Here is a 25,735-nt window from a genome sequence, read left to right as displayed (position 1 = left end):
GCGATCAGATAAAATCGAACAGAACCTGGGCAGGCAACCGGGACTTTGACAGGCGCGCGTTGAAGTCTTCGTTGCTGCGATAACCCAGGCTCACCACGACTGTGCTGGTAAACCCGCGTTCGCGCAGGCCCAGTTCGGTATCCAGCACCTTGCTGTCGAAACCTTCCATGGGTGTTGCATCAAGGTCCAGTGCCGCAGCCCCCAGTAACAGGGTACCCAGGGCCAGATACGTTTGTTTTTCCATCCAGTGCTGGACGTCCTTGAGGTCGTAGCGATGCAGGTTGACAAAGTTGCGTCGTCCTCGGTCCTGGCCTGCCTTGGCTTGCGCGTCGTGAAAGCGCCCATCGCTGGCCTCTTGACTGAGCAAGGCCTGCAGGTACTCCTCGGACATCTGGGTGCGGGTACACAGCACCAGCACATGGGAGGCGTCGAGGATTTTTGCCTGGTTGAAGCCAAAGGCACCTTCCACACTGTGGGCAATGCGCGCCTTAGCGTGCTCACTTTCAGCGATCACAAAGTGCCAGGGTTGCGAGTTGACCGACGAGGGACTGTTGCGCAGTTGTTCCAGCAAGGGCTCCAGGGTGGTTTTGGGAATCTTGCGTGAAGCATCGAAGAGTTTGGCGGTGTATCGGCGTTTGGAAAGCGTGAGCATGTCCATCATTAGATCCCCTCTGTTAGCTGAAGGTTTTGAATTGAGTTGCTGTGGTGTCCACCCCCTTGAAGCGGGGGTGGACCGGGCTGCTTTCAGGCAATGGCCTGGTAGAAATTCACTTGTGCCTCATCCAGGTAGGCGAGGATCTTCGCCGGCAGGCGCTCGGTAGGCTTGGCCGGGCCGAAGGCCTTGTAGAGGGTTTCAAAATGCGCGTGCAGGTCCTCGACGCTTTGCCATTGTTCATTGAGGAAAAACTTGTTGGGGTTCTCTTCGTCCTGGTGCCACTGATAAACCACGGCCTTGTCATGCTGGTGCGTGAGCTTTTGCGAAACGGCGGCTACATCACGGAAAAACTCGGCCTGTTTACCGGCTTTGATGGTGCCGCTGAACACTAGATAGAGCATGGTGGATTCCTCATTGGTAGGGCATTGCAGAAAGCCTGCAACGCCAAGTTATTCCCCGTGGACAAAGGCTTGTAGCCCGCCCGTGGCGAATTCAGAATGCGTGAAGTGCATCGAAAGACGCGCCTGTTCAGGCCAGCGGCGCCAACCAGCCACGCAAGGTTTGAGGGTGCCTTGCCAGCCAGTCGCTCGCGGCTTCGTCAGCCGACTGTTCGCCACGATTGAAGGCATCGTCGAGCTCGGCAACGATGGTGTTCGACAGGCGAATATTGTCCAGCACCTGGATCTCGGCGGTCGTCAGCAGCGCCAGGCGATCCTCGCGCGCCAGCAGCACGGCGCGGTCGACGCTGCCGAGCAAACCCTTGGGGTCCTTGAGGTCGCGGATGTGATAGCGATGATGCAGGAACTGTGGATGCCACAGCGGGACGATGCCCCATCGCCGCTGGCGATACAGGGCCTCAAAGGCGTCAATGCAATCATCCTGGGTGCCTGTACGGAACAGGTACCCGGCGCGGCCCAAGCCGTACTCGTCCATGATTTTCAGCGAGAACCGGGTAATCCCGGCGCCTGGCCCGATGCCCTGGATCAGTGGGTTCATCCGGGCGCGGACTTGAGGTTTGAGCAGGTCCTCGATGGAGGCCACTTCGTGCTCGTTCACGTAGTCAGGCACCCCCCACAATGCATAGGGCTCGTAATGCAGGCCCAGTTCACGGGTAGGCGTCACCGCGTCGATCGTCTGCTTGTAGATCCCGTGGCTGAAAGGAATCCAGGCTGAGGCAATCATGTCGATCGTGCCTTCGCGCAGTCGCTTGAAGTTGTCTTCGTGCAGGGCATATTGGCGCTCCACGGTCAGGCCCATGTGTTGCATGACCTGCGCGACTACCGCTGCAGTAGCGCGGTGGAACGACAGGTCGGTGACGCCCAGCCGTACACGCCGTGAGCCGTTGGCGATGTTGGCCCGGGCGAAGTCTTGATGGGTCACGGGCAGTTTTTTACCCGGACGCCTTGGTGTGGTTTTACCCATGGTTGTGCCTTCAGGATGATGAGCGGTGAGGGGGCTGGTCCGTTGCCTAGCGCGTGGGCGCCGGCGCCGCGTCAATCTTCACCCGCAGCAGGCTGTAGGGTTTCTGGCGCAGATCCTTGCCTGCGTGAAAAATGCCCTGGCGATGCAACTGGTTGGCCATGAAATACAGATAGCCGTCGGGGCCGATCGACAGGGTGTCGGGCCAGAGCACACGCGGGTCGTGGACGATGGTCTGCCACTGCCCATTCGCCAGGCGTTTGCGCACGCTGTTGTGTTCATAGTCGCCGGCATAGAGGGCTCCGGAAGCGTCTGCCTCAAGCCCATCGGAGGCGCCTTTTTCGCCCAGGTCCTGGACTGCCATGTCGAGCCGCGTTTCGCTGACCGAAGGATCCCGCAGCAGCGCGGTCGGTACCGAGTACAGATGGCGGCTGGACAGCGGGCAGAAGTACAAGGTCTGGCCGTCAGCCGACAGGGCGATGCCATCGGACGCTACTGCAAAGGGCCGGGTGCTGCCGTCGGCGTTGCGAACCTGTAAGACCTGGCCTTCGACCTTGGGTACGAAGGTCGGATCTACGGAGGTCGAGGTGGCGCCACTGAGGCGGCGGATGGCGGTACCGCTGGCAATGTCCATGACGATGATCGCCCCGGGACCGCTGAGCGAGGAGTCGGTGATATAGATCACGCCTTCGTCCCCCACCCGAAAGTCAAAGCGCATGTCGTTGACGTAGGTGCTGGGCAGCATCACGTTTTTCGGGAAGACCAGGGTCTTGACCACTTTATTGCTGGCCAGGTCGACGGCCACCAGCTTGGCGCCGCCTGGTGTTGGCGATGCGAAGCCGGGGGCGGCAGTATCCAGGATCCAGATACGCCCGCGACCATCGGCCACCACACTTTGCACGCTGATAAAACCCTTGGCCGGGTCGTTCGGGTTGGCCTGGTTCATCGCCAGGTCAGGATAGGGCACGACCTCGCCATTGCGCAGTTCACCAACGGTGAATGGCACCGCGTCGCCCCATCGTGGAAAGTTGACAAAAATCCGCCCGTTTTCGGCAACGCTAACGCCAGTAGGCATGGCGTCGTGGAAAGCGAACACCTGCTCGATGACGCCAACGGTTTGTTCACTGGGCAACGACGAGCGCTGGGCCGCATGGCTGTCGAGGGCAATCGTCAGGGCCAGGGCCGACCAGATAAAGGGGTGCTTGAGGTGCATGAAGAGCTCCAGGATCAGCAGGTAAGGGCGCGTTGTGGCCCATGGTGTGCGTTCCCGGCATGTGGAAAAAGCCACTAATGGCGCTAACAGTTTCATCGCAATCGAGAAAGTGCAGGTGTTGTTTGCCAGCCAACAGTCAATCAACAGTTTGCTGGTTTACGGGGCAGTGGAGTGTTCACGGGGCCATTGCGATGCAAGGACTCAAGGGGTTTTCAATCTTGGCGTGACTCCTGCAACGGCGCTTGCCTGGCTGTTTAACGCAAGACCGCGGAGCACGGACCACCGCACGCGCCTTCCAACGATAGGAGCAGTCCCTATGAGCGTGCATAAACTACGACCAGCGCAGGCTGTGAAATGGCCCGCCGAGTGGGTAACGGGCCTGCCCGAGGCCCTGGAGCAATTGCAGCGCTGGGCCCAGGTCCGCCCGTTGCACTGCGCGTTGCGCCACAAGCGGCATGGCCGGTGGTATGCCTGGCGCTGGATCGATGCCCTGCGTGATGTGGAGCGCCTGGCCGATGGGTTGCGCCAGCACGGGTTTGGCGAGTATTCGCGGTTGGTGGTGAGCGGGCCCTTCGAGCCCAATCTGTTGCTGCTGGCCCTGGCGGCCCAGGCCATTGGCGGGCAGGTGTTGACGCTGTCTGACACCCTGCAACCCAGTGCGCTGCACGGGCAAATCTGGCGGGTGCGCCCCAGCCATGCCTATGTCCCGGACCGTCAGCAGTTGCAGCATTGGCTCATGGTCGTTGGTAGCAGCGCCGCCCCGCAGGTGTTGATCAGCGATCAGCAAGTGCCTGGCAGCGAGGTGGTTGGCTTCGCCCGGCTGATCGGCCCGGTGGAGGCGCTGCAACGCCTGAATCGTTGGTGGCAGCCCAGCGGCGAAACCGCGTTATGGAGCGAGGAGGGCACGCACTGGCAAGGTGGCCTGGCGGTGCTGTTCGAACAATGGCTCAACAGCGGCCAGGGCCTGGCTTTTGCGCAAAGTCCCGGCTCTGCCCGGCGTGACCGCAGCGAGGTGGCGCCCACCGGTTTGCTGTTGTCGCCGGCCAGGTTGCAGCACCTGGCTGACGAGATCCAAGGCAGCCTTGAGCCCCGCAGTACCTGGCGCCGGCGCTTGCACGACTGGGCCCTAGCCCACCCGCAGAGCGGCCTGCACCAGTTGATCAGAAACCAGCTGCGACGGCGCCTGGGTTTGCAGCGGTTGCAGTTTATCTGGCAGGCCTCCAGTGTGCGCCAAGGCGGTCAATGGCTGGATGAACTCAAACGCGATAGTGCATGATCGGGCAATGCGTCACACGGCGGCGTCCCAGGTGTTGGGCGCCAGGCAATTGGCATGATATTTATCCGGGCATACGGTAAGGGCGCATTTACATGAGTGAAACCGAACGCGGACAGGCGACAAAGGCCATCCGCAACGCCGATGTGCTGATCATCGGTGGGGGGCTGAGCGGCACGATGCTGGCCGTGCAGTTGCTGCGTTTGCCTGGCACCCGGCAGATTCTGGTGATCGAGCCGCGCGCGGAGCTTGGGCGCGGTGAAGCCTATAGCGCGGTGGAGCTGGGACACACCCTCAATGGCAACGCGGCGCGCATGAGCGTGGACCCGGACAACGCCGATGACTTGACCCAGTGGCTGACCGAGTACATCGCCGCCGGCGGTTGGCCAGAGTCGGACCAGCAACCTGTGCCTGTGAGCGAGCTGTTCCCACCCCGGGGGATTTTTGGCCTGTACGCGCAGCAGCGCCTGGCGCAGGCCCGGGCGGGGTCGGCGTCGACGGTGGAGCATGTTCGCGCCGAGGTCGTCGACGTGCAGGTGGAGCCGGTGGGTGTGCGCCTGACCCTGGATGACGGCCAGCAATTGCGCGGCGCCCAGGCGGTACTGGCCACGGGGATGTTCCCCGCGGCGCGCACGCCACAAACCCAATCCAGCGGCTTGAATGCGGCGGCGGTTGACCCGTGGGATGTGCAGGCGATGACGCAACTGGACCCCCAGTCGACGGTGCTGATCATCGGCTCCGGCCTGACCATGGTCGATGCCGTGGTGTCCCTGGAGCAGGCCGGCCATCGCGGGCCGATCGAGATCTTTTCGCGCCATGGCCTGTTGCCCCATGTGCGCCGACAACCACCGGCCTGGGCGGATTTTCTCGCTGAAGATCACCGCCTGCGCAGCCCGCTGCAATTACTGCGGGCAGTGCGCCGTCAATGCCACAGCGCCCAGGCCCAGGGCATCGACTGGCAAGCGCCACTGGATACCGTGCGTGCCCATATCGGCCGTTTGTGGAGCCAGGCCAGCGAACGCCAGAAACGCCAGTTCGTGCGCCATGTGCGACCCTGGTGGGAGAGCCATCACCATCGCTCGCCACCCCTGAGTGCGGAGTTGGTGGCGCGGTTGCACGAGCAAGGGCGCCTGCGGATCCATGCTGCGTCGTTCCTGGGCCTGGAGCCCACAGTAAACGGCGTGGTGACCCTGCGCCTGCGCCGTCGGGGCGAAGAGCACATCACCCACGTCAGTGGCGCGGCGTTGATCAACTCCAGCGGGATCGAATATGACTGGCGCCGCGTGGCCCGGCCTTTGCCCCGGCAACTGCTGGCACGCGGCTTGATCAAACCCGGGCCATTGGCGTTGGGGATCGCAGCGGATGCCTCGGGGGCAGTGCTGGACGCGCAGGGAGTGGCCAGTGAGCGACTCTTCGCCATGGGCCCACCGCTGCGTGGGATGTGGTGGGAGAGCACGGCGGTGACGGATGTGGCAATCCAGGCCAAGGCACTGGCATGTCGTTTAGGAGCCTCCGCTTACCACCTTTAGCTTCTGCAGGATTGCGATGCAGATGCACGCGTCCTGAAAAGCCGTCCCGACCGAAGAAAAAATCGTGGTCTCGCGTTGGTGAACGGCATACTGGCTGTTCAGCATTTGAGCAATGGATATTGAGTTTTGGTGATAATCCCCAGCCTCTTCAATCGCGGCTTTTCGATCCTCCACCATTAAGATCGTCCGGTGCAGAAGCTCCAACGGGAACTCACGCGACACCAGTGTGTGCTTGCCTATCGCGTTTATATGGGCGCCCTTTGCTACGTCGCAGGCAGAGAACAAGGGGGCTGCGCAAGTGGTCGCCGTGCAGATGATGTCGGCGCCTGAGACTGCCTGGCGCACGCTATGGTGGCTGATGTATTCAATCTCACGGACGAACCGGTTTTTTGCGTCAGCTATAAAACGCTCTGTACTTGCCTGGCTTGTAGAGCAGACGGCCACCTGCTTTATCTTTCTGACGCTCAACACAGCCTCAAATACCGCCATTGCCTGAGCACCTGCGCCGATGACGGCAACTTTTTTGGAGTGGGCCATTGCCAGCAAATCAGTCGCCAATCCTGCAGTGGCACCGGTGCGTAGAGCGGTTATGGCTGCTGCATCCATTTGGGCTTTTATCTGCCCTGTAGCGCCATCTTGTATAACAATCACTCCACCTATAGATGGTCGTCCATAGGCTTTGTTGAGCAAGTGATGAGATACAATCTTCACCATAAATAGATTGTGAGCGTGAGAGTAGTAGGGCATTACTCCAAATGTTGCATGTTTTTCCTGGACTCTCACGATAGTTCGCGCAGGGTTGTTGTCGCTTGAACTGCTGTATGACCGATAGTTTTCACGGAGTACGTCAATCGCCTCTTCCATACTGATGGTGTTTTTTATCAAAGACTCATCGAGGATTTTCATAGGCCAATCACCCCAAGGGTACTTGGTCGAGAGCAATCAGAAAGCTGCGCTCGTAGGATAAACATATTTGCCCGTTGGCCTTGAGCCCTTTTGTCCGGACCGTAACTATGCCTTGCCCGGGGCGACTGGCGGAGGGGCGTTTGTGGATGACTTCGCTTTCTGCATACAAGGTATCGCCAACAAAAACCGGGGCTATCAGACGGACATTATCCCAGCCCAAATTGGCAATTGCTTTTGCGCTCGTGCTCGCCAGGCTCATCCCGCCAACAATTGAAAAGGTCACCAGGCTCGATACCAGTATTTGCCCAAATTCGGTGTGCTTTGCATATTCTGCATTGATGTGGGCGGGGTGGTTATTCATACAGATTAACGACATCCAGACGTTATCCGCTTCTGTCACCGTGCGGCCTGGCCGGTGTTCAAATATGTCGCCAATGATAAAGTCTTCGAAGCCAAGCCCATGATCCTCACGATAGCGTCCGGGACCGACTTTGGTTAGTTTACTTAGTGCCTTGCTGCCGGGGAGCGATTGATTGATGTTCATGCTGGCTTCCTATTGGTTCTTGAGAGCGATTCGTTAATTGCCAAAAGCCTGCGGGCCATGATTTCGAAAGGAGGGCCGAGCATTTCCCCATCTAAGGTGGATATTGCTGTTGTTGGTTCGGCTGCTTCGAGGCATTTGATAATGGCTCGTGCTTTTTTCAGTTCGATTTCTGTCGGGGTAAATAATCTATTTATCAGTTCTACCTGAGTTGGATGAATGGCAATTTTCCCCGAATAGCCAAATTCTTTGGCCAGTTCGATTTCTGCTCTCAGCGCTTTTTCGTTGTTCAGTTTGAAACAGGGCGAGTCAATGACCATTAGCCCCATGCTGAGGGCGGCGATGGCTATATCGCACTTGATTTGGGTAAGTGCGCGCTCTGCAATTTTGAAATTGATCTCTGATGAGAGGTCAGCACTACCTAAAATCAAGCCGCGCAGGCTTGTTCTTTCATTGATAATGGAGTCGATGCAGCGCAATCCTTTTAACGTTTCGATGATTGCAAAGGTTTTTACTCGTTGGCCAGTAGCGCATGTCAATTCATTAAGGACTTTCAGTTCGCCGGCTGACTCTACTTTGGGGATGATTAAATATTCGGGGGTGATGTTGTGGTCCAACAAAAAAACCAGGTCTCTGATGCCTTCGGATTTGGTGAGTGTGTTAACTCTTATCGCTAGATTGCGTCGGTTGCGAATAGAGTGGTCCAATGCCAGCAGTTGCTCGCGTGCAAATTGCTTTTTGCACATGGGGACTGAGTCTTCCAAGTCCAGTAATACGATGTCGGCTTTAGATTCAATGATTTTCCGTTCTATATGCTTTTGGCTCGCGGGCATGCATAGCCAACTTCTAGTCAATGTGTCCATATCAAGCCTCTCTTTTCAGAATGAGAAGTGCTGTGACTACACCAAGTCCACTGAGGCATGCCGTGAGCAGTGCCACAGTTTGAATACCGTAAGGGATAAAAAAAGTCGCAAGAGCGCCAAATGTTAATGCTACCAATTGTTGCAGGAAGCTAAATAACATCATTGGATTGGCGCCGGGTAACCCGTTTACTGCCATGGCTGCTGTACATGGGTAGAGCGTCGCCTGGGCGTACCAAATAACCAAGTAGCCGCCAATAACCAAGTGGATTGACATGTTTTGCCAGGCGGCCAAAAACAACACGCTGCTCGAGGCGACTAATAGGCAGGCGACAAAAATTGATAATTGGCAAACACTGACAGCACTCAAGGCTCGCCTTACCGTGAATGCACCTAAGTAATAAGCCAGCCCCAGCCACAAGCCGAAGGTGCCATAGTCGGCGCTATTCCAGCGGAAGTTTGAATGAAATACATACGCCCCGATACCTTGATAGACAATAAAAATCCCATAGCCGCAGCCTCCTAAAATGACGGGTAGATAGAAGCTGGGCTGGGTTGCAATGGCATAGTATTTCGGCGTTAATGCGGATTCTTTTGCCAGTGTGTCCAGTTTGTAAAGGTGGCTGCGTATGTTAAGCGCTAGTGCGCTGATAAGTATCACTGCGATGATCATTAGGCATGGCAGCGCAATCCAGTTAAGGCTTGACACCAGAAAACCGCCCACTACTTGCCCGCCGATAAGCGCAAGAATAAATGAATAGGATAATACAGACAGGTTTTTCGCAAGGGCCGCCCCTGATGAGATGTCCGTTAACAGTGCCCTGCCGATCAGAGCACATCCACCAGCACCTAAACCTTGCGTGAATCGGGAGAAAAAGAATGCCTCGGGGCCAAAACTGAATAAAGACAGCACGCTACCTACGAGTAAGATTGCGCAGCAAACGAGAACTGCAGTGTAGCGCCCGAAACTGCGAATGAGGCGTGACATAAAAGCTATCGGTAGTACAGCGCCACCCAAATAAAATAGTAGAATTTTATAACCCTTTGCTTCTTCTATATTTAGTTGCGGGGCGAGTTGGGTTGTTGCAGGTATATACAGTGTTACACCAAGCTGGGCGATTATGGTCGTGCAACATGCGAGAAGGAGTACCCGCTGGGTGGATGATGACATGTAAATTCCCTTTATTACGACGTCCTAAGGTACGGGGTTGCATCTACAGCATTGAGTTTACCGCTGTGCAAAACTGTTTTAAGTTGTCTGAGGCCAGGTTTGCCCTGAGCATGACGCGCAGGCCTGGAGTTGATCTGGGAACGACAGGATAAAATAACGGTGAGGTATAAAATCCAAGCTTCATGAGTTTTGTCGCAGTGGTGATTGCATGTTGCTCATCACTCATGGGAATCAACCTGATAGGTAATCCATCTCCTGCCAAGGTGGTCTTGATGTGGGTGTCGAACAGTTGGATATTGGTCGTCAATTTGTTTTGCAGGCGTTGCAGTTCTGTGGATTTATGTATTTTTGCGGACGCGATGATTGCACCCAAACCAGCTGTGTTGATTCGTTGGGACCAAGAGAGAGGGCCGCCAAATCGCAATAAGGCTGATTTGCCAATCGACGCATCAAAGAAGATCGCCCCGCCAGATGCACCAAAGCCCTTGTTCAATGATGCAATTATCATGGTATTGCTGTTGAGTGCGCCCATTGTATTGAGAACTAATCCGCAGCCATTTACGCCCTGTGCCGACAGGCCATGAGCTTCGTCATACAGAACAAATAAGCCGTACTTGTCTTGCAGGGTCATTAGTTCCGATATATTGGCGCATCCTCCCGTGCTATAGACGCCATCCGCGATGTAAGCAACCCGTTGCTTTTGCTTACAGCAGTCTTCCAGGAAGTTAAAGTCATTGTGCGGTGCTGTCATGACTTCGGATTCATCTGCACAAACGGCCTTCATCAAGCTCAAGCAGAAGTGTGCGGATTGGTCAAAGACCATTAGCGGCGGGATATTTTGTGTAAATACACCTGCAGCAAGTAAAGGAAGCATTGCTGCGGCGGCTGAAGCGCATGAAACCGTAGTCAGCACCTCGACGGAGAACAGATCTGACAGTGCAAGTTCTGCCTCTTCCAATAGAGGTAAACATATTCGAACGCGGGAAGTGGAGGAGTTTAAGGTTTGCGACGAGTCTAGTGCAGCTATTGCGCCCTTCAAGATTTCGATATTGGAGTCCAGGCCAAGGTAGGAGTAAGAGCACATGTTTATGAATTTGTGGTCATCGACTTGCATGAAACCGTCACTGAGGTTATCGGCGACAATTGCGCTCATTCGGGCTTCTTGTGTTCGACTCCAAAATAAATCACCGCCGGCCAGCATTTTTTTGATGTTTGAATAACGATTCATATTGCGCACCTGTCGCCCAAGGCAAAACGGATGACCATACTTTTCTAAGGAGTATTTTTTTACAATATGTTATGACGTGGTAGTTTTCCTGCATTTGCGTAGGCAAATTCCTCAAATGTTTTTCCGGCACCGTGCACAGGGCTTCACAAGCCCGTTTTGATAAACCCAGGCTTAAGCCCGAACACTTCCACCCCTTGGGCTGTCGATTGTCCCGTGGTGATTTTCACCCGCTCCACCGGCTGGTTCATGGCAGCCCGATATTGCACCGAAAGTCCGTCGTCCCCCTGGCTGATCGCCTGGGCCGGCACGATGATCGCCTGGGCATTGTTGTAGGTCACGATGGTCAGGCGTGCGCTCATGCCCAGGCGGACCCTTTGCAGCTGTTTCTCGGTCAGTTTGGGTATGGACAAGGTCACCGGAAATTGCGCGCTGCCCTGGCTGTCATTGGCGATCGCCAGGCCGCTGACCACGCTGACTGAGCCGCTCAGGCGCTCGCCATCAAACCCGTCGCCCATGACTTCCACCGGCTGGCCCTGATGCAGCTGGTTGATATCCAGTTCCGAGACTTTGGCAACGATTTTCAGGCGTTCGATATTGGCCAACCCGAACAGCACCTGGCCCTGGCTCACCTTGCTCCCCGCCTGTACCGGCGCGTTGTTGCTGGCGCCGCCTTGGGGGGTGGAGCTGCCCGGTGGGGGCACGACGATCCCGGAAAACGGCGCCTTGAGCTCCTGGCCGTCGAGTAGTTTGCGCAGGGCTTCGTACTTGACCGTGGCATTGGTCAGCTCCATATCCGCAATCTGGCGGTACTCGCCCTTGCCCTGTTCGAGGGCCGTTTGCAGTTCACTGCGCGCGGCGATCAGATCCAACTGTTGCTGTTGGGCCTGTTGCTTGAGGTCGTCCAGTTCGTTGCGCGGGATGATGCCGCGCTTGAACAGGCTGTCGCTTTCAACCAGTTTGCGCTGGGTGTTGTCGGCACTCATTTGCGAGGTGCGCAGGCTGCGCCGGGCGCGGCTGACGGTGGGGCCGCTGTCCCAGTCCTGCATTTCCTGCACGGTACGCCGGGCCTTGAGCTGCGCGGAGAGCGCTTCGCGCAGTTGTACTTCCAGGGTGGCCGGGTCCATGCGCAACAGGACCTGGCCGGTTTCGACCCGTTGACCCTCTTGCACCAGGTTGGCTTGCACGTTGCCATCAAAGGGCGCGGTCAGGATGACGGTGGCTTCCGGCTCGATCTTGCCGACCAGGCCGATCTGATGCACCAGGACGTCGCTCTTGACCTCCTGCCATTGCTCGGCCGTAGCGGTCTGGTTGGCGGCGGGCGTTGTGCGACTCAGCAGTACGAATCCGCCCGCGCCCAGCAGTATCAACAGTCCAGCGCCCAGCAGGGCTTTTCTAGTAGTCATTAAGGGCAATTTCCCAACTTTCCAAGGTCATGCCCAGCGTCAGGTCGAGCTGGGTCTGCGCATTGAGGTAAGCAATCAGGGCGTTGAGACGGGCGTTCTCGGCGTTGCGCAAGTCCGCTTCGAAGCTCAGCACCTGGAAGTTGGTGGAGCGCCCGGCGGCGAGTTTGTCGCGCTCGATCTCGATCTTGCGCCGGGACAGGTCCACGGCCCGCTGGGCAATTTCATACTGGCGCCAGCGGGTGCCAAGGTCGCGTACCACGTTATTGACGCTGCGCTCCAGTTCCTGGCGCGCGTCGGTGATCAGGATCGCCTGGTTTTCCACATCGACCCGTGCGCGGACTTCGGCCTGGCGGGTACTGATATCGCCGATGGGAATGCGCACCTGGACCCCGGCGTAACTGTCCCAGCGGCGGTTGCTGGTGCTGCCGGCGTCGTTGTCCGTGTTGGCCCGGATCTGATTGGCGCCGCCCACCAGGTCGACCTGCCAGCGCCCGGAATCCTTGGCCAGTACCAGGTTGAGGTCGGCCTGTTGGCTGCCCAGCAACGCCTGGAGATATTCGGGCTGCTGGTTTTGCGCGAGGTTGAAGGCCTCGCGCTTGTCGATGTCCATGCGTGTGGCTTCCAGGGCTTCGGTGGCACGGATCGGGGTCGCCAGGTCCAGGGCCAGCAGGCGCAGTAACGCCAGGCGGCTCATGTCCAGCTGGTTCTGGGCTTCCTCGACCCCCAGTTGCTGGGAGGCGATGTCGGCCTCGGTCTGCACGATTTCGAACTCGGCCATGCGCCCGGCATTGATCAGTGCCTTGTTTACGTCCAGCAGGGTGTTGGAGCGCTTGAGCGCTTCCTGGGTGATGCTCAGTTGCTCCTGGGCACGCAGCAAGTCGCGGTAGGTGGCGATGATCTGGCTGATGGTCTGTGCGACGTTGGCCTTGAGGTTCAGGCGGTTGGCCTGCTCGGACAGGCGTGACAGGCGCAGCGGGGCGGTGGTGGCGTCCCAGCCGGCGCCGCGCATCAGCGGCTGGATGATGGCCAGGTCCAGGCCATCGCTGCGGTAGCGCCCGGCGCGGTTGGCGTTGTTCAGTTGCTGGGTCCAGCCCATGCTCAGGCGGGTGCCGTACTCGCCGAGCAAGCTGGTGGTAGGTGACAGGTTGGCATTGCGGGCGCGGTCGTCGCTGCCTTGGGTGGTGCGGTAGGTACTGTTGAGCACCAGCTTGGGGTTGAAGGCATCTTCGGCCACCCGCAGGTCGAACTTCTGCGCCACCCGTTGCAGGTACGCGCTGCGAATCGCCGGGTTGTTGCGCAGGCCCAGGTACACCGCGTCGCCCAGGGTCAGGGTAGTGAGCTGGGCATTGAGCGAGACACTGCGCTCATAGCCGCTGCGCGTGGTGGTCGGCGCTGAAGGGCGGATCACGATATCGGCGGCCACGCAGGGCAGGCTCACCAGGGCCATCAGCCACAACAAGATATTATTCATCGCGCAGGGCCTCCACCGGCTGCAAGCGTGACGCCGAAACGGCCGGGTAGATCCCAAAAAACAACCCCACCAGCAACGTACTGCCCACTCCCAGGGGCAGCGCCAACACAGCCAGGGAAAACTGCCAGCCCGACAGCCAGGCGTATAGATAGGCTGCCCCCATGCCCAGTACCGCGCCACACAGTGCGCCGACGGCGGTGAGGGTGACGGCTTCGAGCAGGAACAGGTTGCGGATGTCGCGCTGGCGAGCGCCAAGGGCCATGCGGATGCCGATTTCCCGGCGGCGTTCCGAGACATTCATCAGCATCACATTCATCACGCCGACCCCGCCGCCCACCAGGGAGATGGCGCCCAGGGCCAGCAGCAGATAGGCGAATGTGCGGCTTTGCCGGGTCATGCCGTCGATCATTTGCTGGGGGATCTGGATCTCGACGGTGTGCTCCGTGAGTTGCGCGCCCAAGGCCTTGGTGGCGCCTGCCGCGATGCGCTCCATGTCCTGGCCGGCTGCAGCGCGCAGGACCACGCTGCCGACCTGGGGTGAGGAATAGATGCGCAGCATGCCTGGGGCAGGGATGAACAGTGACTCGTTGGTTTGCACCGGGATCAGCATCGACCGTGGCTGGTTCTGCAGGATGCCGATGATGAGGAACAGATAGTCGTTGACCCGCACCCGGTCGCCCAGGCGCAACGGGTCACCGGGCGCGCTTAACGCCTGGGCGATCTGGTCGCCGATCACCGCGAAGGTTTCGCCGCTGTCGAATTCGGACAGGAAGCGCCCTTCACGCAGCACCAGGCGCATGGCGTCCTTGAGACCTGGGGTGCTACCAACCAAGCCGGCGTTGGTGGTGCGGCCATGAAAGACGACCGGCCCGCTGAACGAGGAAATCGCGCCGATGTGGGCGATGCCCGGCACCGCCTCGCGTACGGCTTGCAGATTGAGGCGGGTGGGCATATGCGCGGTGCTGTTGCCCTTGGGTGGGAACTGCGCCACCAGGGTGTCGGTGCCCATGTCCTTGAAAATCATCGCTGCATCTTCGGCGGCGTTATGCCCGATATTGATCAGCGCGACCACCGATGAACTGCCGATGACGATCCCCAGCAAGGCCAGGATCGAGCGCTTGCCCAGGGTTCGCAGGCTGACAAATGCTTCATGCAACAACTGGCTCAGGCTCTGTTCGACCCGCAGGCTCATACGCATTCAGCCTCATGGACCACGCCGTTGCGCACCAGGATCTGGCGCCTCAGGCGTGCGGCGATATGCGCGTCGTGGGTGACGATGATCAAGGTGACACCCTGCTCGCGGTTCAGGGCCAGCAGCAGGTCCATGATGTCCTGGGCGGTGTGGCTGTCGAGGTTGCCGGTGGGTTCGTCAGCCAGAATCACCGCCGGTGCGCCCACCAGCGCCCGGGCAATGGCCACCCGCTGGCGCTGGCCGCCGGACAGGTCGGCGGGGCGGTGGTGGGCCCGTTCGGCCAGGCCTACCTGCTCAAGCATATGGAGGGCCCGCGCCACCGATTCCTGGCGCGACACACCGCGATAGGCCAGGGGCAGGGCGACGTTATCCAGGGCGCTGAGGCGCGGCAGCAGGTTGAAGCTCTGGAACACAAAGCCGATCTGTTGGTTGCGGATCGCGGCCAGTTGATCTGGCGTTGCGTGGAAAATGTCATGGTCGGCGAAGCGATAGGCGCCGCAGTCGGGCAGGTCCAGCAGGCCGAGGATATTGAGCAGAGTGCTTTTGCCGGAGCCCGAAGCGCCGAGGATGCCGCAGCTGTCTCCACGGGCGATGGACAGGCTGACATCATTGAGAATGGCCAGGTGCTGTCCGGCCAATTGATAGCTTTTACCGATGCCTTGCAGGGAAATAAAGCCTGGGAGCGTTGGGGTATCTGTCATCATGACTACGCCTTGCGCTGCGGCAATCCGACCTGCTCCTGAAAATTTTTGTAACATCTTCAGGGCCTGCGTGGCGGCTGCCAACAGCTGGTTTTTATTCTTGTTTTAAAAATATTGTTTGAATAGTAACCGTGATCCAGCGGCTTCGCCAGCCACAGAGATAGAGCGGTTTTTCTGCTGCTAGAGCCGATACCGGTGGCTTGAAAACGCCCGGGCCAACCCTTGGCAAACCGTTGCGAGGGTAACCATCAGTGCGTTTGGATAGTATGGTGCAGTGTCACTACTTGCTTTCGAGCACCCGCCCCGGTATAAAAAATCAAATTTTTTTTTAAAACATATTTCCCCCGTGGAACTTATATGGTCGCGAAGAAACTCAGCGCTCCAAATGTAACCAAGACTCGACTGCTGGATGCGACAGAGGCTCTCTTCATCAAATACGGCTACGACGCCGTGTTATTGCGGCAAATCACTGAGAAGGCTCAGGTCAACCTCGCCGCGGTAAATTATCATTTCGGGGACAAGGACTCCCTGATGAAAACATTACTCATGCAACGCCTGGAGCCGCTCAACGAGCAGCGCCTGGAATTGCTTGCCCGCTGCGAGGCAGAGTCTGACGGCCCGCTCGATTGCGATACCTTGCTCGGCGTGCTGTTCGCCCCGGCCATGGGCCTGGAGCGCAGTGATCCGGCCAGCGGCGAAGGGCGCTCTTTCATCCGCTTCCTTGGCCGGGTCTATAGCGATACATCGCCGTTTATCCAGGAATACCTCAAGGTCCACTACCAGCCGGTGTTCCAGCGCTTCTTTGAAGCCTTCGCCCTGGCGCTGCCCGACCTGCCGCGCAATGAACTGGGGGTGCGCCTGCAATTTGCCTTGAAGGCGATTTCCGGGGTGATGGCCGGCACCGAACTGCGCCTGCTGATGAACTCCATGAGCCTGGGGCGCCCGGCTACGGATGCGGAGGTGATGGCCAAGCTGATCACGCTGGTCTCGGCGGCCATTCGTGTACCGCAGCAAAGCCCGGAAGCCGAAACGGCGCTGGCGCGGGTGCTTGATACCCAGCGGGCGATTCGTGGCCAGTCCGCGCTGCCGGCAACGGGCAAAGTCGCGCGCTGATCAAATGGCGCGCAAAAAAAAGCCCGCTGGGGCGGCGGGCTTGATATGCAACGTTTGTAACGGATGAGGCTTCACAGTACGTCTGCGGATGTGAATAAAACGTGAAAAAAATGTGGATCCAATATTAATTCACAACGTTTTTTCAGATCTTCCACGCCTTGGCGCTTTTCGCCAACCGGGCGTGCATCGCGTCGACATTTGCCGCCAGTTGCGCGGTCAATAGCCGATAGCCATCCAACGCGCTGTGCACTGGAGCCTCCAGGGGGGCTTGAGGATCAGGCGCAGCAAGGTTGGTTCGTTCCAAGCGTTGCGTGGCTCCCGATTGCAGGGCCCGCGCCATCCCGATCAACTGCACGCGAATCTGCCGATGCTCGGCCTTGAGTGCCAGCTGCAAGCGCGCCATCGCCTGTTCATCCCGTGGATCGGGGCGCGTATTGCCAAGGATTTCCAGGGTGCTGATGCACATCCGCAGGTGGCGTTGGATCGCATCCAGCTCGGTCATGGAAATCCGCACCTCCTTGGACACCGAGGGCATCAGCGAACGCAGTTGCAACATTGCCGCATTCAAACGATTGAGCAGCTTGAGATGCTCATCATCGGTAACCGATTGGCCACTGATGATCCGGCTGTAGATCGCGGCGCAATCGCGCAGGGCGCTGGCCAGGTTGTAGCGCCAGGAATACACCGCATACAGCGGCAGGGCGAAGGAAAACGCCAGGGCCAGGGCAATGCCGATCAAAATGTCGACCGTACGCCACAGGCCATCGGACAGCGGGTTATCCCCGTGGCCGGCGACGATAAATACCGTGATCCCCGATAGCAACGCGGTGTACCCACCCTTGCCGATGGCGTGATAGGAAAAGAAGCCACACACCACCGACATCAACAGGTACGTCAACAATGGCTGGCCGAAGTACGCCTGTTGCGCTACCAGCAACAGGCCCACACTGGCACCGATCAGCGTGCCGTAGGCCCGTTCCACGGCTTTCTTGCCGATATTGCCGTGGTGCTGCAAGCCGCCAATCACCACCAGCATGGTCACCGAGGCCCATTCACCATGGGGCAGGTTGATGCCGGTGGTCAGCAGGATGGTCGCAAGCAGGCCGATGGAAACCCGTACGGCGTGGATCAGTTTGGCATGGCGATAGCGGCGATATGGGTCGAGCAGGGGCCGCAACAGGCGGCGGGCGAAGGGCGGCAGATTCATCGGGCTTAAGCAGGCCTCATCTTTAGATGTTATGCGGTCCAATGTGGGAGCTGGCTTGCCTGCGATAGCATCACCCCGGAGCAACTGATACACCGAGGCGCCTGCATCGCGGGCAAGCCCGCTCCGACATGGGAGCAGTTTAGAAAATATAGTCGGTGGTCAAGAAACTCGACGCCCGGTCGCGAATGATATCGCTGATCAGTGCTTTGTTGTTGTCCTGGAACTTGGTTGCCACCAGGGTGCGAATCGAGAACACCCGCAGGGCGTCATGCACCGACAGCGTGCCCTCGGCCGAGTTCTTGCGGCCATTGAACGGGAACGTGTCGGGGCCGCGCTGGCATTGGGCGTTGATATTGATCCGGCCCACCTGGTTGGCGAAGGTGTCCACCAGGCGCCCGACGTGTGCCGGGTCGGTGCCGAAGATACTCAGCTGTTGGCCGAAATCCGATTCCAGGACGTAGTCGATCACCGTGTTCAGGTCGCGGTAGGGCACGATCGGTACCACCGGGCCGAACTGCTCCTCGTGATACACGCGCATCTGCGGGTTCACCGGGTACAGCACCGCCGGGTAGAAGAACGAGCCACGGCTGGCACCGCCGTTGGCGTTCACCACCCTGGCCCCGTGTTGCACGGCATCGGCCACCAGGCCGTTGAGGTAATCCACCTTGCCCACTTCCGGCAGCGGCGTCAGTGAGACGCCGTCCTCCCATGGCATGCCCGGCTTGAGGGTGGCGAGTTTCTGGTTGAATTTCTCGATGAAGCGCTCGACCACTGACTCATGCACAAACAGGATTTTCAATGCGGTGCAGCGCTGGCCGTTGAAAGACAGCGAACCGGTGAGCGCTTCGTTGACCGCGTTATCCAGGTCGACCTCTGGCAGCACGATGCCGGGGTTTTTCGCATCCAACCCCAGGGCTGCACGCAGGCGATGGGGGCGCGGGTGCAGCTTCTTCAAATCACTGGCCGCCTTGTTGGTGCCGATAAACGCAAAGATATCCACCTTGCCGCTGGCCATCAGCGCACTGACGGTTTCCCGCCCGCTGCCATAGATCACATTGATGACCCCGGCCGGGAAGCTGTCGCGGAACGCTTCCAGTAACGGGCGGATCAACAGCACGCCGAGCTTGGCCGGCTTGAACACCACGGTGTTGCCCATGATCAGTGCCGGGATCAGCGTGGTGAAGGTTTCATTGAGCGGGTAGTTGTAAGGGCCCATGCACAGCGCCACGCCCATGGGCACGCGGCGGATCTGCCCCAGGGTGTCCTGTTCCAGCTCGAAGCGGCTGGAGCGGCGGTCCAGCTCCTTGAGGGCGTTGATGGTGTCGGTGATGTAGTCACAGGTGCGGTCGAACTCTTTCTGTGAATCCTTGAGGTTCTTGCCGATTTCCCACATCAGTAGTTTCACTACGGCATCGCGCTGTTCGCGCATGCGCCGCAAAAACGCCTCGACATGCTGGATACGCTCGACCACCCGCATCGTAGGCCATTGACCCTGGCCACGATCATAGGCCCGCACTGCTGCGTCGAGGGCGAGCAGGGCGGTTTCGGCGTCCAGCAAGGGCGTGCTGCCGATAATCACTGGCGTGTCGCCTTCAGCGCCTGCCAACTGGACCGGGCTGCGCACCTGGGCCAAGGGACCGTTCCAGATGCGCAACTGGCCGTCGACCAGGTAGTCGCGCTGTTCGATGGGGGCGGCGAGGCGAAATTGCTCGGGAATGTCATTGGCGGTGGGAAACAGATTGGCAAGCAGGTGATTGGTGGTCATGTCGCTACCCCTGGAGTGGTTGCACAGCTTGAGTCAGAGATTCCTCCATCCGAGGGCTCTGTTGCAAGGCTTACACGTATTTCCCTACGCACAGTGGGGCTGTGCCGGGTAAACTACGCGGCTTTCTTGAAGGAGTTCATATGAGTCAGTACCAGCCGGGCATTCTTGCCGCACCGGTGCCGTTGCAGGCACGCCATCTGTTTTTTGCCATCGAGTCCATCGACGCGGTGCCGGCTGCGCTCGACGCGCTGGTACAGTTGGCCGACTCGGCAGTGGTGGTGGGGTTGGGTGAGCCGCTGGTCAATGCACTCGGCGCCCGCATCGAAGGGCTGCGCAGCTTCCCACACGTTTCGGCGCCCGGTGCCAACAACCCGTCCACCCAGCAGGCGCTGTGGTGCTGGCTGCATGGTGAAGACCGTGGTGAATTGCTGTTGCGCAGCCGGGCCTTTGAAAAGGCCCTGGCGCCGGCGTTTCGCCTGGTGCAGATGACTGAAGGTTTCCGCTACAAGACCGGTTTTGACCTGACCGACTACGAAGACGGCACCGAAAACCCCCACGACGACGCGGCAATCGAAGCCGCCGTCGCCGGCAGCGGCGCCAGCTTTGCCGCGATCCAGCAGTGGCAACATGACCTGGACGGGTTCGCCGCCTTACCGGCCGAGGAGCGTGACCACATCATCGGGCGTCGCCATGGCGATAACGAAGAGCTGGACGACGCCCCCGAGTCGGCCCACGTCAAGCGCACCGCCCAGGAGAGCTTTACCCCCGAGGCCTTTGTGGTGCGCCGCTCCATGCCCTGGGCCGAAAACGGCCAGGCGGGGTTGATGTTCCTCGCATTCGGCCATTCCTTCGATGCCTTTGAAGCCCAGTTGCGCCGCATGAGCGGCCTGGAAGACGGGATTGTCGACGGCCTGTACCGCATCAGCACGCCGTTGACCGGTGGTTACTACTGGTGCCCGCCACTCAAGGACGGTCACCTGGACCTTAGCGCGATCTGCGCCTGACCCGCTTGCCGCCGAGAGCGGCTAGCGATCAGTTGTCTTTCAAGGCCTTCAACCACGCTGGATCCAGGCGTGTTTGCTCGGCCTTGATCCCCAGCGCCTTCATCTGCGCCTTATGTTTCTCGACCTCGGCGACCAGTTGTGCCTGGGCGCTGGTATTGGCGTCCAGCTCGTGCATTTGCGTCAGCCCCAGGTGATAGAACCGCAGCAGCTTCATCGCCGTCGGATCGTTGGCCTGTACCCGCTCGGTCACCTTGTGCATCACATTGGTCACCCGCATCAGGCTGCGCTTGAGCTGCCAGCCATAGATCGCCGGCGCGAGCCAAGCCTGTGACCAGAGCGGGCCACGTACCAGGGCGATGGTCAGCACCACACCCGCCACCACACCGCCGGCATTGAAGCGAAAGTTGTCGCCGCCAGGCTCGCCAAACAACATCACCGCCAGGCTCGACAACAGCATGGCCAGGGCGATGAAGATCACCGCGACGATCAACGTGCTGCGGCGGGTCTGCTGGCGATAGGTTTGCGGATCGACAGGTTTGATCTCAAACATGCGGGGTGCAGTCTCCATGAGCTAAGTAGGGGTATTGCGCGGCGCGGCATCTTCTCACGGTTTGTCGGCGGGCGTGAGAAAGTTGAACGATGGCGGTCGGGGTTTTCTCTAAGAAATGTGTGCATCGTGAGCAAAGCGAAGGAGATGGCTGTGACTGAACAATCGAAAAAGCCCGCTGGCCCGCATTCCTCGGAACACGCCAGTGACCAGCACGACCTGGGTTTTGATCCAGACTCCCCGGACGTGGCCGACCCGCAGGTTGACCCCGTCGGCCCGGCCATTGCCCCGCTGGACAAGCAGCACAAAGCCGGCAAGCAGCCGGCTTATGACCCCCTGGGCAACCTGAAACCCAAATAGCTCCCACAACTGTAGGCGCCGGCTTGCCGGCGATGAGGCCCTTTGGCTATTGCCCATCGCCGACAAACCATCCCCTACAAATGCTTGGGCGCGAGCCAGGTAACCTCGGTGATGCCGTATTTCTCCGCCCATGGCCGGGTAGTCTTCTTGGTGCGCTCATGGCCAGGACGGCCAATACGCCCGACATGGGCCACTCCCGCATCACAGCTGGCCCAATGCCATGCCTCGGCGTTGTTCATCACCTCCGCCCGCACCACAAAGGACTTGGGTTCGCCGTGCAGCCTGTAGTGGATGGTGTAGATCGTTGCCGTGCCCATATTGCCTCCCTGTTTTGATATGGAGTTGATGCAATTAGGTTCAGAAAGGTTCAGAAAGTTTGTGCCACATCCCTACGACCCATTGCCACAGATCAGTATTGGCAGCAGCAACGGTTACGGGTATTAGTGGAACCTTCGCCCCGCGCCCAAGGATCGCGCCATGTCCCAGGATTCACCGAGCCTGACCCACAGCCGCCTGTACCTGCAACGCCTGGGGTATGACACCCCGCCCGCGCCCACATTGGCGACCCTGGCGCAGTTGCAATTGCGCCATGTCAGTACCTTCGCCTTCGAGAACCTCTCGGTCCTGTCACACCTGCCGGTGCCCCTTGACCTGGCCAGCATCGAGCAAAAAGTCCTGTTCGACGGGCGGGGGGGTTATTGCTATGAACTGAACCAGATGTTCCTGGCCTTGTTGCAAGAGCTGGGCTTCGAGGCGCGAGGAATCACCGGTCGGGTGGTGATCGGCGGGCCGCCTGATGCGCATACCGCGCGCACCCATCGCCTGAGCCTGGTGACCCTTGAGGGTGTGCGCTACATCAGCGATGTCGGGTTTGGTGGCATGGTGCCAAGCAGCCCCTTGCAACTGGACAACCTGGCGCCACAGGCCACCGCCCATGAGCCCTATCGCCTGACCTTGAATGCCGGCAGCTACACCCTGTGGGCCCAGGTAGGCGAGGAGTGGCGTGGGCTGTACGTGTTCGACCTGCAGTCGCAGTCGCACTACGACTATGAAGTGGGCAACTGGTATGTCTCCACTCACCCCGACTCGCCATTTCGCAGGCAGTTGAAAGTGGCGTTGATCGCACCGGGGCTGCGCCGCACCTTGAACAATGGCAACTACGCGGTTCATCACCTGGGCCACGACAGCGACAAACGCACGATCAGCGATGTCGACGAACTGTTGGCGCTGCTACAGCAGGCGTTTGGTTTGCGCGTACCCGAACACCCGCAACTACGCCTGCGACTGGCGCAAATATTGGCCCAGACTTGATGCGGATTTGTATAGAGGCTTGATCTAGAGCCTTCGCTGAAGCGTTTTACCTCCGAATCCAAGGCAAATTAAATCGAACCTTTTGCAAAACAGGGGGTTCGAACCGATTCCTGAATAATTTGCCCACCTCAAAAGGAGATGTAAAACGATGTCCAGACTATTCGGAAAAATCCTCAAGAATTCTTCAGTCCTGGCCCTGGTTGCCGCGCCGGCCGTGGTTTTTGCTGCACCGTCCACCGACCCGATTTCCACCTTCGGTATCCTGGGCAGCTACAACGACTTCAAGCTCGAAGGCGGTAGCGAAAGCGAAAAGGACCATATGCCGCAAGCCGGGGTGTTCTATAACTTCGGCAACAAGCTGACTGCCGAATCCGGCTTCATCTACCAGGCCGGTGTAGACGCCAAGTTCGGCAAGAAAAGTGACAACAAGCTCAAAGACGGCCAGGCCGATCTCGATCTGGGCTGGCGCGCCGCCCTGGATGCGCGCAACTTCGTCGATGTGCTGGTCGGTGGTGGCTACAGCTGGACCCGTTATGAGCCGGACTCTGGCGACTACGACATGAAACTCACCAGCAAGTCGCCGTTTGCCAAGGCGGCGGTGGGTTACAACCATCAGTTCGACAGCATGACCATGCGCGTCGAACTGGGTGCGCGCCACACCCTCGACGGCCGCGCCAAGCTCAAGGTCGACGGCATCGGCAGCGACACCGTGGACCTCAAGGACCGCACCAATCCCTACGCCGAAGTCAGCCTGCTGATGAACCAGAACGGCGACCTGCCAGTGATGGCAGGCCTGTATTACACCCGCACCGAGTACAAGCTCGATGAGGATTCCGAAGTAGCCGATAACACCAAGCTCAAGCGCGATGAGTACGGCTTCAAGGTCGGCCTGGCGTTCTAAGCCAGTTGTCGCGGGCGCCGGCGGTCTGTGATGGAGCGCCGGTCGCCCGACCCTGTCCGCCCAAGCCCCCCTTTGTGTCCCCCAATACCCTCAACACCGCGCCGCCACTGACTTAGTGTGAACCCTGCTGTTCACACAACAAGAGAGGGTGGCTATGTGGTCTACAACCCCCCGTCGCATGGGGTTGCTGCTGGCCTTGCTGGGCCTGCTGTCAGCCTGTAACGACAAACCGCAACATCCCCCGCCCGCCACGGCGAGCAACGCCGTGCCCACCGACCTGGCGCTGGCCCGGCTCTACGACACCAGTTGCAAACTCTGTCACGCCAACCCTGCATCCGGCGCGCCACTGACCGGCGACAGCCAGGCCTGGGCCCCACGTGTTGCCCAGGGCGCAGACACGCTGCTGGACCATACCCTCAACGGCTACCACGGCATGCCGCCGATGGGCCTGTGCATGCAGTGTTCCGAGGAGCAGTTCCTGGGGCTGATCAGCTTCATGGCCGGTGTTCACATTCAATAATAATGGGGTAGGTGATGGTGCTTTCACGCAGGCAACTGTTGCAGCGCTCGGCCGCAGTCGGCGCGTTCCTGGCAATCAGCAGCAACCCGGCGCTGGCCCAGTTGGCCCGGGCGCCGCGCTTGATCCCGTGGCGCAACTGGTCGGGTGCACAAGCCTGCCTGCCCCTGGAGCGCCTGGCGCCCAAGGACCTGGATGAGTTGGTGCAGGTCATCCGCCACGCCCCGGGCAAGGTCCGCCCGGTGGGTTCGGGCCATTCATTCAGCGCCTTGGTACCGACAGATGGCACGTTACTGTCGCTGAGTTTTTTCAATGGTTTGCTCGATCACGACGCCGGCAGCCTGCAAGCCACCTTTGCCGCCGGTACGCCCATGTCCCGTATGGGGCCTGCGCTCAAGGCGGTCGGCCAGGCGCTGCCGAACATGGCGGATATCGACTACCAGACCCTGGCCGGCGCCATTTCCACCTCGACCCATGGCACCGGGGTCGGTTTTACCTCGTATTCCGCCGGTGTCAGCGGCCTGCAACTGGTGACGGCCCAGGGCGAGGTGCTGGAGTGCGACGCTGGGCGTGAGCACGAGGTGTTCAACGTCGCCCGAGTGTCCCTGGGCGCGCTTGGCGTGGCCACCCGCGTGCGCATGCAAAACCGCACGCCTTACCGCCTGCGGGAGCGCCAATGGATCGCCCGCACCGAGGAGCTGTTGGAGGACGTGGCAAACAACACCCGGGAGAACCAGCACTGGGAGATGCTGGTGGTGACCCATTCCGACTACGCGTTGTCCATCGCCCTCAACGAAACCAGCGAAGCCCCGACCCCGCCAATCGACCCGGCAGAGGCGGGCGGCAATGAGTTCGTGTCGATTATCGAAAACCTCGACAAATATGCCAGCGACTTCCCCGCAACCCGCCGCACACTGCTCAACAGCCTGCGATATTTCGCCAGCTTCCAGGACCGGGTGGCCGAATCGTTCGAGGTCTACGCCAACGTGCGCAATGTGCGTTTCAACGAGATGGAGTATTCGGTGCCCGCCGAACATGGCCCGGCCTGCCTGCGGGAAATCCTCAAGTTGATCCGCGACAAGGACCTGCGTACCTGGTTTCCCATCGAGTACCGCTACGTCAAGGCCGACGATATTCCCCTGAGCATGTTTGAAGGCCGCGACAGTTGTTCGATCTCGGTGCACCAGCACTACACCATGGACCATCACAACTTCTTTGCCGCGGTCGAGCCGATCTTCTGGAAATACGCCGGCCGGCCGCACTGGGGCAAATTGCATAGCCTCAATGCCCGCACCTTGCAGGGCCTGTATCCGCGCTGGAATGAGTTCGCGCGGGTGCGCCAGGCCCTCGATCCCGGCGGCAAGTTCCTCAACGCGCACCTGTCATCCATCCTGGGAGTTGCCTGATGAACCGCAGAAACTTCATGGCCGGCACCCTCGGCGCCGGAG

Annotated in this window: 26 protein-coding genes; 9 read left to right on the top strand and 17 right to left on the bottom strand. The window is 59.4% G+C overall.

Features of this window, described 5'->3' with window-relative positions; translation table 11 throughout:
• Positions 1-4: 4 nt before the first annotated feature.
• The 4 genes from nfsB to HBO05_RS03010 form a co-directional block, all read right to left on the bottom strand.
• Positions 5-658 (bottom strand): oxygen-insensitive NAD(P)H nitroreductase, encoded by a 654-nt coding sequence (gene nfsB, locus HBO05_RS03025; RefSeq protein ID WP_169953034.1) that lies wholly within the window; start codon positions 656-658, stop codon positions 5-7.
• Between the two features lie 86 nt (positions 659-744).
• A complete protein-coding gene (locus HBO05_RS03020; protein WP_169953036.1) occupies positions 745-1,056 on the bottom strand; it encodes an antibiotic biosynthesis monooxygenase in 312 nt (103 codons plus the stop codon).
• Between the two features lie 127 nt (positions 1,057-1,183).
• A complete protein-coding gene (locus HBO05_RS03015; RefSeq protein WP_169953038.1) occupies positions 1,184-2,077 on the bottom strand; it encodes a glycine betaine ABC transporter substrate-binding protein in 894 nt (297 codons plus the stop codon).
• A 46-nt stretch (positions 2,078-2,123) separates the two neighbouring features.
• On the bottom strand, positions 2,124-3,287 hold the full coding sequence (locus HBO05_RS03010) for an L-dopachrome tautomerase-related protein (protein ID WP_169953040.1): 1,164 nt from the start codon (positions 3,285-3,287) through the stop codon (positions 2,124-2,126).
• A 316-nt stretch (positions 3,288-3,603) separates the two neighbouring features.
• Here HBO05_RS03010 and HBO05_RS03005 point away from each other — a divergent pair, with 316 nt between their 5' ends.
• Together HBO05_RS03005 and HBO05_RS03000 are read left to right on the top strand one after the other, a co-directional pair.
• Positions 3,604-4,563 carry an AMP-binding protein gene (locus tag HBO05_RS03005; protein WP_169953042.1) on the top strand — a complete coding sequence of 320 codons (960 nt, stop codon included), beginning with the start codon at positions 3,604-3,606 and terminating at the stop codon, positions 4,561-4,563.
• Positions 4,564-4,655: 92 nt separating this feature from the next.
• The gene (locus tag HBO05_RS03000) at positions 4,656-6,089 is read left to right on the top strand and encodes an FAD/NAD(P)-binding protein (protein ID WP_172311609.1); all 1,434 of its coding nucleotides are present in this window, start codon (positions 4,656-4,658) and stop codon (positions 6,087-6,089) included.
• On the opposite strand, the gene HBO05_RS02995 is transcribed toward HBO05_RS03000, so the two are convergent.
• From HBO05_RS02995 to HBO05_RS02955, 9 genes are all read right to left on the bottom strand, one after another.
• Positions 6,063-6,995 (bottom strand): ornithine cyclodeaminase family protein, encoded by a 933-nt coding sequence (locus tag HBO05_RS02995; protein WP_172311607.1) that lies wholly within the window; start codon positions 6,993-6,995, stop codon positions 6,063-6,065. The genes HBO05_RS03000 and HBO05_RS02995 overlap by 27 nt on opposite strands.
• Positions 6,996-7,002: 7 nt before the next feature.
• Positions 7,003-7,539, bottom strand: coding sequence for a MaoC family dehydratase (locus HBO05_RS02990; RefSeq protein WP_172311605.1), 537 nt, complete (start codon positions 7,537-7,539; stop codon positions 7,003-7,005).
• Positions 7,536-8,399 (bottom strand): CoA ester lyase, encoded by an 864-nt coding sequence (locus HBO05_RS02985; protein ID WP_172311603.1) that lies wholly within the window; start codon positions 8,397-8,399, stop codon positions 7,536-7,538. The genes HBO05_RS02990 and HBO05_RS02985 overlap by 4 nt, the downstream gene beginning before the upstream one ends.
• Before the next feature lies 1 nt (position 8,400).
• On the bottom strand, positions 8,401-9,567 hold the full coding sequence (locus tag HBO05_RS02980) for an MFS transporter (protein ID WP_172311601.1): 1,167 nt from the start codon (positions 9,565-9,567) through the stop codon (positions 8,401-8,403).
• A 43-nt stretch (positions 9,568-9,610) separates the two neighbouring features.
• Positions 9,611-10,795 carry an aminotransferase class I/II-fold pyridoxal phosphate-dependent enzyme gene (locus HBO05_RS02975; RefSeq protein ID WP_172311599.1) on the bottom strand — a complete coding sequence of 395 codons (1,185 nt, stop codon included), beginning with the start codon at positions 10,793-10,795 and terminating at the stop codon, positions 9,611-9,613.
• A 143-nt stretch (positions 10,796-10,938) separates the two neighbouring features.
• Positions 10,939-12,198, bottom strand: a complete 1,260-nt coding sequence (locus HBO05_RS02970; RefSeq protein ID WP_169953057.1) for an HlyD family efflux transporter periplasmic adaptor subunit — start codon at positions 12,196-12,198, stop codon at positions 10,939-10,941.
• On the bottom strand, positions 12,188-13,669 hold the full coding sequence (locus HBO05_RS02965) for a TolC family protein (protein WP_172311597.1): 1,482 nt from the start codon (positions 13,667-13,669) through the stop codon (positions 12,188-12,190). Before HBO05_RS02965 ends, HBO05_RS02970 begins: the two co-directional genes overlap by 11 nt.
• Positions 13,662-14,861, bottom strand: coding sequence for an ABC transporter permease (locus tag HBO05_RS02960; RefSeq protein ID WP_169953309.1), 1,200 nt, complete (start codon positions 14,859-14,861; stop codon positions 13,662-13,664). The genes HBO05_RS02965 and HBO05_RS02960 overlap by 8 nt, the downstream gene beginning before the upstream one ends.
• Positions 14,858-15,565: an ABC transporter ATP-binding protein gene (locus tag HBO05_RS02955; RefSeq protein ID WP_169953061.1), complete on the bottom strand. Its 708-nt coding sequence runs from the start codon at positions 15,563-15,565 to the stop codon at positions 14,858-14,860. The genes HBO05_RS02960 and HBO05_RS02955 overlap by 4 nt, the downstream gene beginning before the upstream one ends.
• A gap of 354 nt (positions 15,566-15,919) precedes the next feature.
• On the opposite strand from HBO05_RS02955, the gene HBO05_RS02950 reads away from it, so the two are divergent.
• Positions 15,920-16,675, top strand: a complete 756-nt coding sequence (locus tag HBO05_RS02950) for a TetR/AcrR family transcriptional regulator (RefSeq protein WP_057445041.1) — start codon at positions 15,920-15,922, stop codon at positions 16,673-16,675.
• 142 nt (positions 16,676-16,817) lie between these two features.
• Here the strand turns inward: HBO05_RS02950 and HBO05_RS02945 are convergent, their stop codons facing one another.
• The gene (locus HBO05_RS02945) at positions 16,818-17,882 is read right to left on the bottom strand and encodes an FUSC family protein (RefSeq protein WP_169953063.1); all 1,065 of its coding nucleotides are present in this window, start codon (positions 17,880-17,882) and stop codon (positions 16,818-16,820) included.
• Positions 17,883-18,021: 139 nt separating this feature from the next.
• Positions 18,022-19,647 carry an NADP-dependent glyceraldehyde-3-phosphate dehydrogenase gene (locus HBO05_RS02940; protein ID WP_172311595.1) on the bottom strand — a complete coding sequence of 542 codons (1,626 nt, stop codon included), beginning with the start codon at positions 19,645-19,647 and terminating at the stop codon, positions 18,022-18,024.
• A 140-nt stretch (positions 19,648-19,787) separates the two neighbouring features.
• Here HBO05_RS02940 and HBO05_RS02935 point away from each other — a divergent pair, with 140 nt between their 5' ends.
• Positions 19,788-20,651, top strand: coding sequence for a Dyp-type peroxidase (locus HBO05_RS02935; RefSeq protein ID WP_169953067.1), 864 nt, complete (start codon positions 19,788-19,790; stop codon positions 20,649-20,651).
• Between the two features lie 28 nt (positions 20,652-20,679).
• On the opposite strand, the gene HBO05_RS02930 is transcribed toward HBO05_RS02935, so the two are convergent.
• Entirely contained in the window at positions 20,680-21,201 is a 522-nt protein-coding gene (locus tag HBO05_RS02930) for a DUF3087 domain-containing protein (RefSeq protein ID WP_172311593.1), read from the bottom strand.
• Positions 21,202-21,351: 150 nt separating this feature from the next.
• On the opposite strand from HBO05_RS02930, the gene HBO05_RS02925 reads away from it, so the two are divergent.
• Entirely contained in the window at positions 21,352-21,558 is a 207-nt protein-coding gene (locus tag HBO05_RS02925) for a DUF6021 family protein (protein ID WP_346266872.1), read from the top strand.
• Between the two features lie 74 nt (positions 21,559-21,632).
• Here the strand turns inward: HBO05_RS02925 and HBO05_RS02920 are convergent, their stop codons facing one another.
• Entirely contained in the window at positions 21,633-21,875 is a 243-nt protein-coding gene (locus HBO05_RS02920) for a DUF6555 family protein (RefSeq protein WP_169953073.1), read from the bottom strand.
• Positions 21,876-22,035: 160 nt separating this feature from the next.
• On the opposite strand from HBO05_RS02920, the gene HBO05_RS02915 reads away from it, so the two are divergent.
• The 4 genes from HBO05_RS02915 (at position 22,036) to HBO05_RS02900 (ending at position 25,693) form a co-directional block, all read left to right on the top strand.
• A complete protein-coding gene (locus tag HBO05_RS02915) occupies positions 22,036-22,869 on the top strand; it encodes an arylamine N-acetyltransferase (RefSeq protein ID WP_172311591.1) in 834 nt (277 codons plus the stop codon).
• 148 nt (positions 22,870-23,017) lie between these two features.
• Positions 23,018-23,770, top strand: a complete 753-nt coding sequence (locus HBO05_RS02910) for an outer membrane beta-barrel protein (protein WP_169953077.1) — start codon at positions 23,018-23,020, stop codon at positions 23,768-23,770.
• A gap of 154 nt (positions 23,771-23,924) precedes the next feature.
• Positions 23,925-24,290 (top strand): c-type cytochrome, encoded by a 366-nt coding sequence (locus HBO05_RS02905; RefSeq protein ID WP_169953079.1) that lies wholly within the window; start codon positions 23,925-23,927, stop codon positions 24,288-24,290.
• Between the two features lie 74 nt (positions 24,291-24,364).
• The gene (locus HBO05_RS02900; RefSeq protein ID WP_172311861.1) at positions 24,365-25,693 is read left to right on the top strand and encodes a D-arabinono-1,4-lactone oxidase; all 1,329 of its coding nucleotides are present in this window, start codon (positions 24,365-24,367) and stop codon (positions 25,691-25,693) included.
• Positions 25,694-25,735: the final 42 nt, after the last annotated feature.

Source organism: Pseudomonas sp. WS 5079, assembly GCF_012985465.1.
Lineage (GTDB): Bacteria > Pseudomonadota > Gammaproteobacteria > Pseudomonadales > Pseudomonadaceae > Aquipseudomonas.
Note: the sequence above shows the minus strand (reverse complement) of the source record. Positions and strands in the feature narration are given on the sequence as shown.

What these genes read in the sequence shown, in the direction of transcription:
- HBO05_RS02930 (WP_172311593.1), bottom strand. Translation starts at nt 21,201, where the DNA reads ATGTTTGAGATCAAACCTGTCGATCCGCAAACCTATCGCCAGCAGACC.
- HBO05_RS02995 (WP_172311607.1), bottom strand. Translation starts at nt 6,995, where the DNA reads ATGAAAATCCTCGATGAGTCTTTGATAAAAAACACCATCAGTATGGAA.
- HBO05_RS03010 (WP_169953040.1), bottom strand. Translation starts at nt 3,287, where the DNA reads ATGCACCTCAAGCACCCCTTTATCTGGTCGGCCCTGGCCCTGACGATT.
- HBO05_RS02970 (WP_169953057.1), bottom strand. Translation starts at nt 12,198, where the DNA reads ATGACTACTAGAAAAGCCCTGCTGGGCGCTGGACTGTTGATACTGCTG.
- HBO05_RS02920 (WP_169953073.1), bottom strand. Translation starts at nt 21,875, where the DNA reads ATGGGCACGGCAACGATCTACACCATCCACTACAGGCTGCACGGCGAA.
- HBO05_RS03020 (WP_169953036.1), bottom strand. Translation starts at nt 1,056, where the DNA reads ATGCTCTATCTAGTGTTCAGCGGCACCATCAAAGCCGGTAAACAGGCC.
- HBO05_RS02975 (WP_172311599.1), bottom strand. Translation starts at nt 10,795, where the DNA reads ATGAATCGTTATTCAAACATCAAAAAAATGCTGGCCGGCGGTGATTTA.
- HBO05_RS02955 (WP_169953061.1), bottom strand. Translation starts at nt 15,565, where the DNA reads ATGATGACAGATACCCCAACGCTCCCAGGCTTTATTTCCCTGCAAGGC.
- HBO05_RS03015 (WP_169953038.1), bottom strand. Translation starts at nt 2,077, where the DNA reads ATGGGTAAAACCACACCAAGGCGTCCGGGTAAAAAACTGCCCGTGACC.
- HBO05_RS02980 (WP_172311601.1), bottom strand. Translation starts at nt 9,567, where the DNA reads ATGTCATCATCCACCCAGCGGGTACTCCTTCTCGCATGTTGCACGACC.
- HBO05_RS02935 (WP_169953067.1), top strand. Translation starts at nt 19,788, where the DNA reads ATGAGTCAGTACCAGCCGGGCATTCTTGCCGCACCGGTGCCGTTGCAG.
- HBO05_RS02985 (WP_172311603.1), bottom strand. Translation starts at nt 8,399, where the DNA reads ATGGACACATTGACTAGAAGTTGGCTATGCATGCCCGCGAGCCAAAAG.
- nfsB (WP_169953034.1), bottom strand. Translation starts at nt 658, where the DNA reads ATGGACATGCTCACGCTTTCCAAACGCCGATACACCGCCAAACTCTTC.
- HBO05_RS02950 (WP_057445041.1), top strand. Translation starts at nt 15,920, where the DNA reads ATGGTCGCGAAGAAACTCAGCGCTCCAAATGTAACCAAGACTCGACTG.
- HBO05_RS02990 (WP_172311605.1), bottom strand. Translation starts at nt 7,539, where the DNA reads ATGAACATCAATCAATCGCTCCCCGGCAGCAAGGCACTAAGTAAACTA.
- HBO05_RS02940 (WP_172311595.1), bottom strand. Translation starts at nt 19,647, where the DNA reads ATGACCACCAATCACCTGCTTGCCAATCTGTTTCCCACCGCCAATGAC.
- HBO05_RS03000 (WP_172311609.1), top strand. Translation starts at nt 4,656, where the DNA reads ATGAGTGAAACCGAACGCGGACAGGCGACAAAGGCCATCCGCAACGCC.
- HBO05_RS02915 (WP_172311591.1), top strand. Translation starts at nt 22,036, where the DNA reads ATGTCCCAGGATTCACCGAGCCTGACCCACAGCCGCCTGTACCTGCAA.
- HBO05_RS02965 (WP_172311597.1), bottom strand. Translation starts at nt 13,669, where the DNA reads ATGAATAATATCTTGTTGTGGCTGATGGCCCTGGTGAGCCTGCCCTGC.
- HBO05_RS02910 (WP_169953077.1), top strand. Translation starts at nt 23,018, where the DNA reads ATGTCCAGACTATTCGGAAAAATCCTCAAGAATTCTTCAGTCCTGGCC.
- HBO05_RS02905 (WP_169953079.1), top strand. Translation starts at nt 23,925, where the DNA reads ATGTGGTCTACAACCCCCCGTCGCATGGGGTTGCTGCTGGCCTTGCTG.
- HBO05_RS03005 (WP_169953042.1), top strand. Translation starts at nt 3,604, where the DNA reads ATGAGCGTGCATAAACTACGACCAGCGCAGGCTGTGAAATGGCCCGCC.
- HBO05_RS02945 (WP_169953063.1), bottom strand. Translation starts at nt 17,882, where the DNA reads ATGAATCTGCCGCCCTTCGCCCGCCGCCTGTTGCGGCCCCTGCTCGAC.
- HBO05_RS02960 (WP_169953309.1), bottom strand. Translation starts at nt 14,861, where the DNA reads ATGAGCCTGCGGGTCGAACAGAGCCTGAGCCAGTTGTTGCATGAAGCA.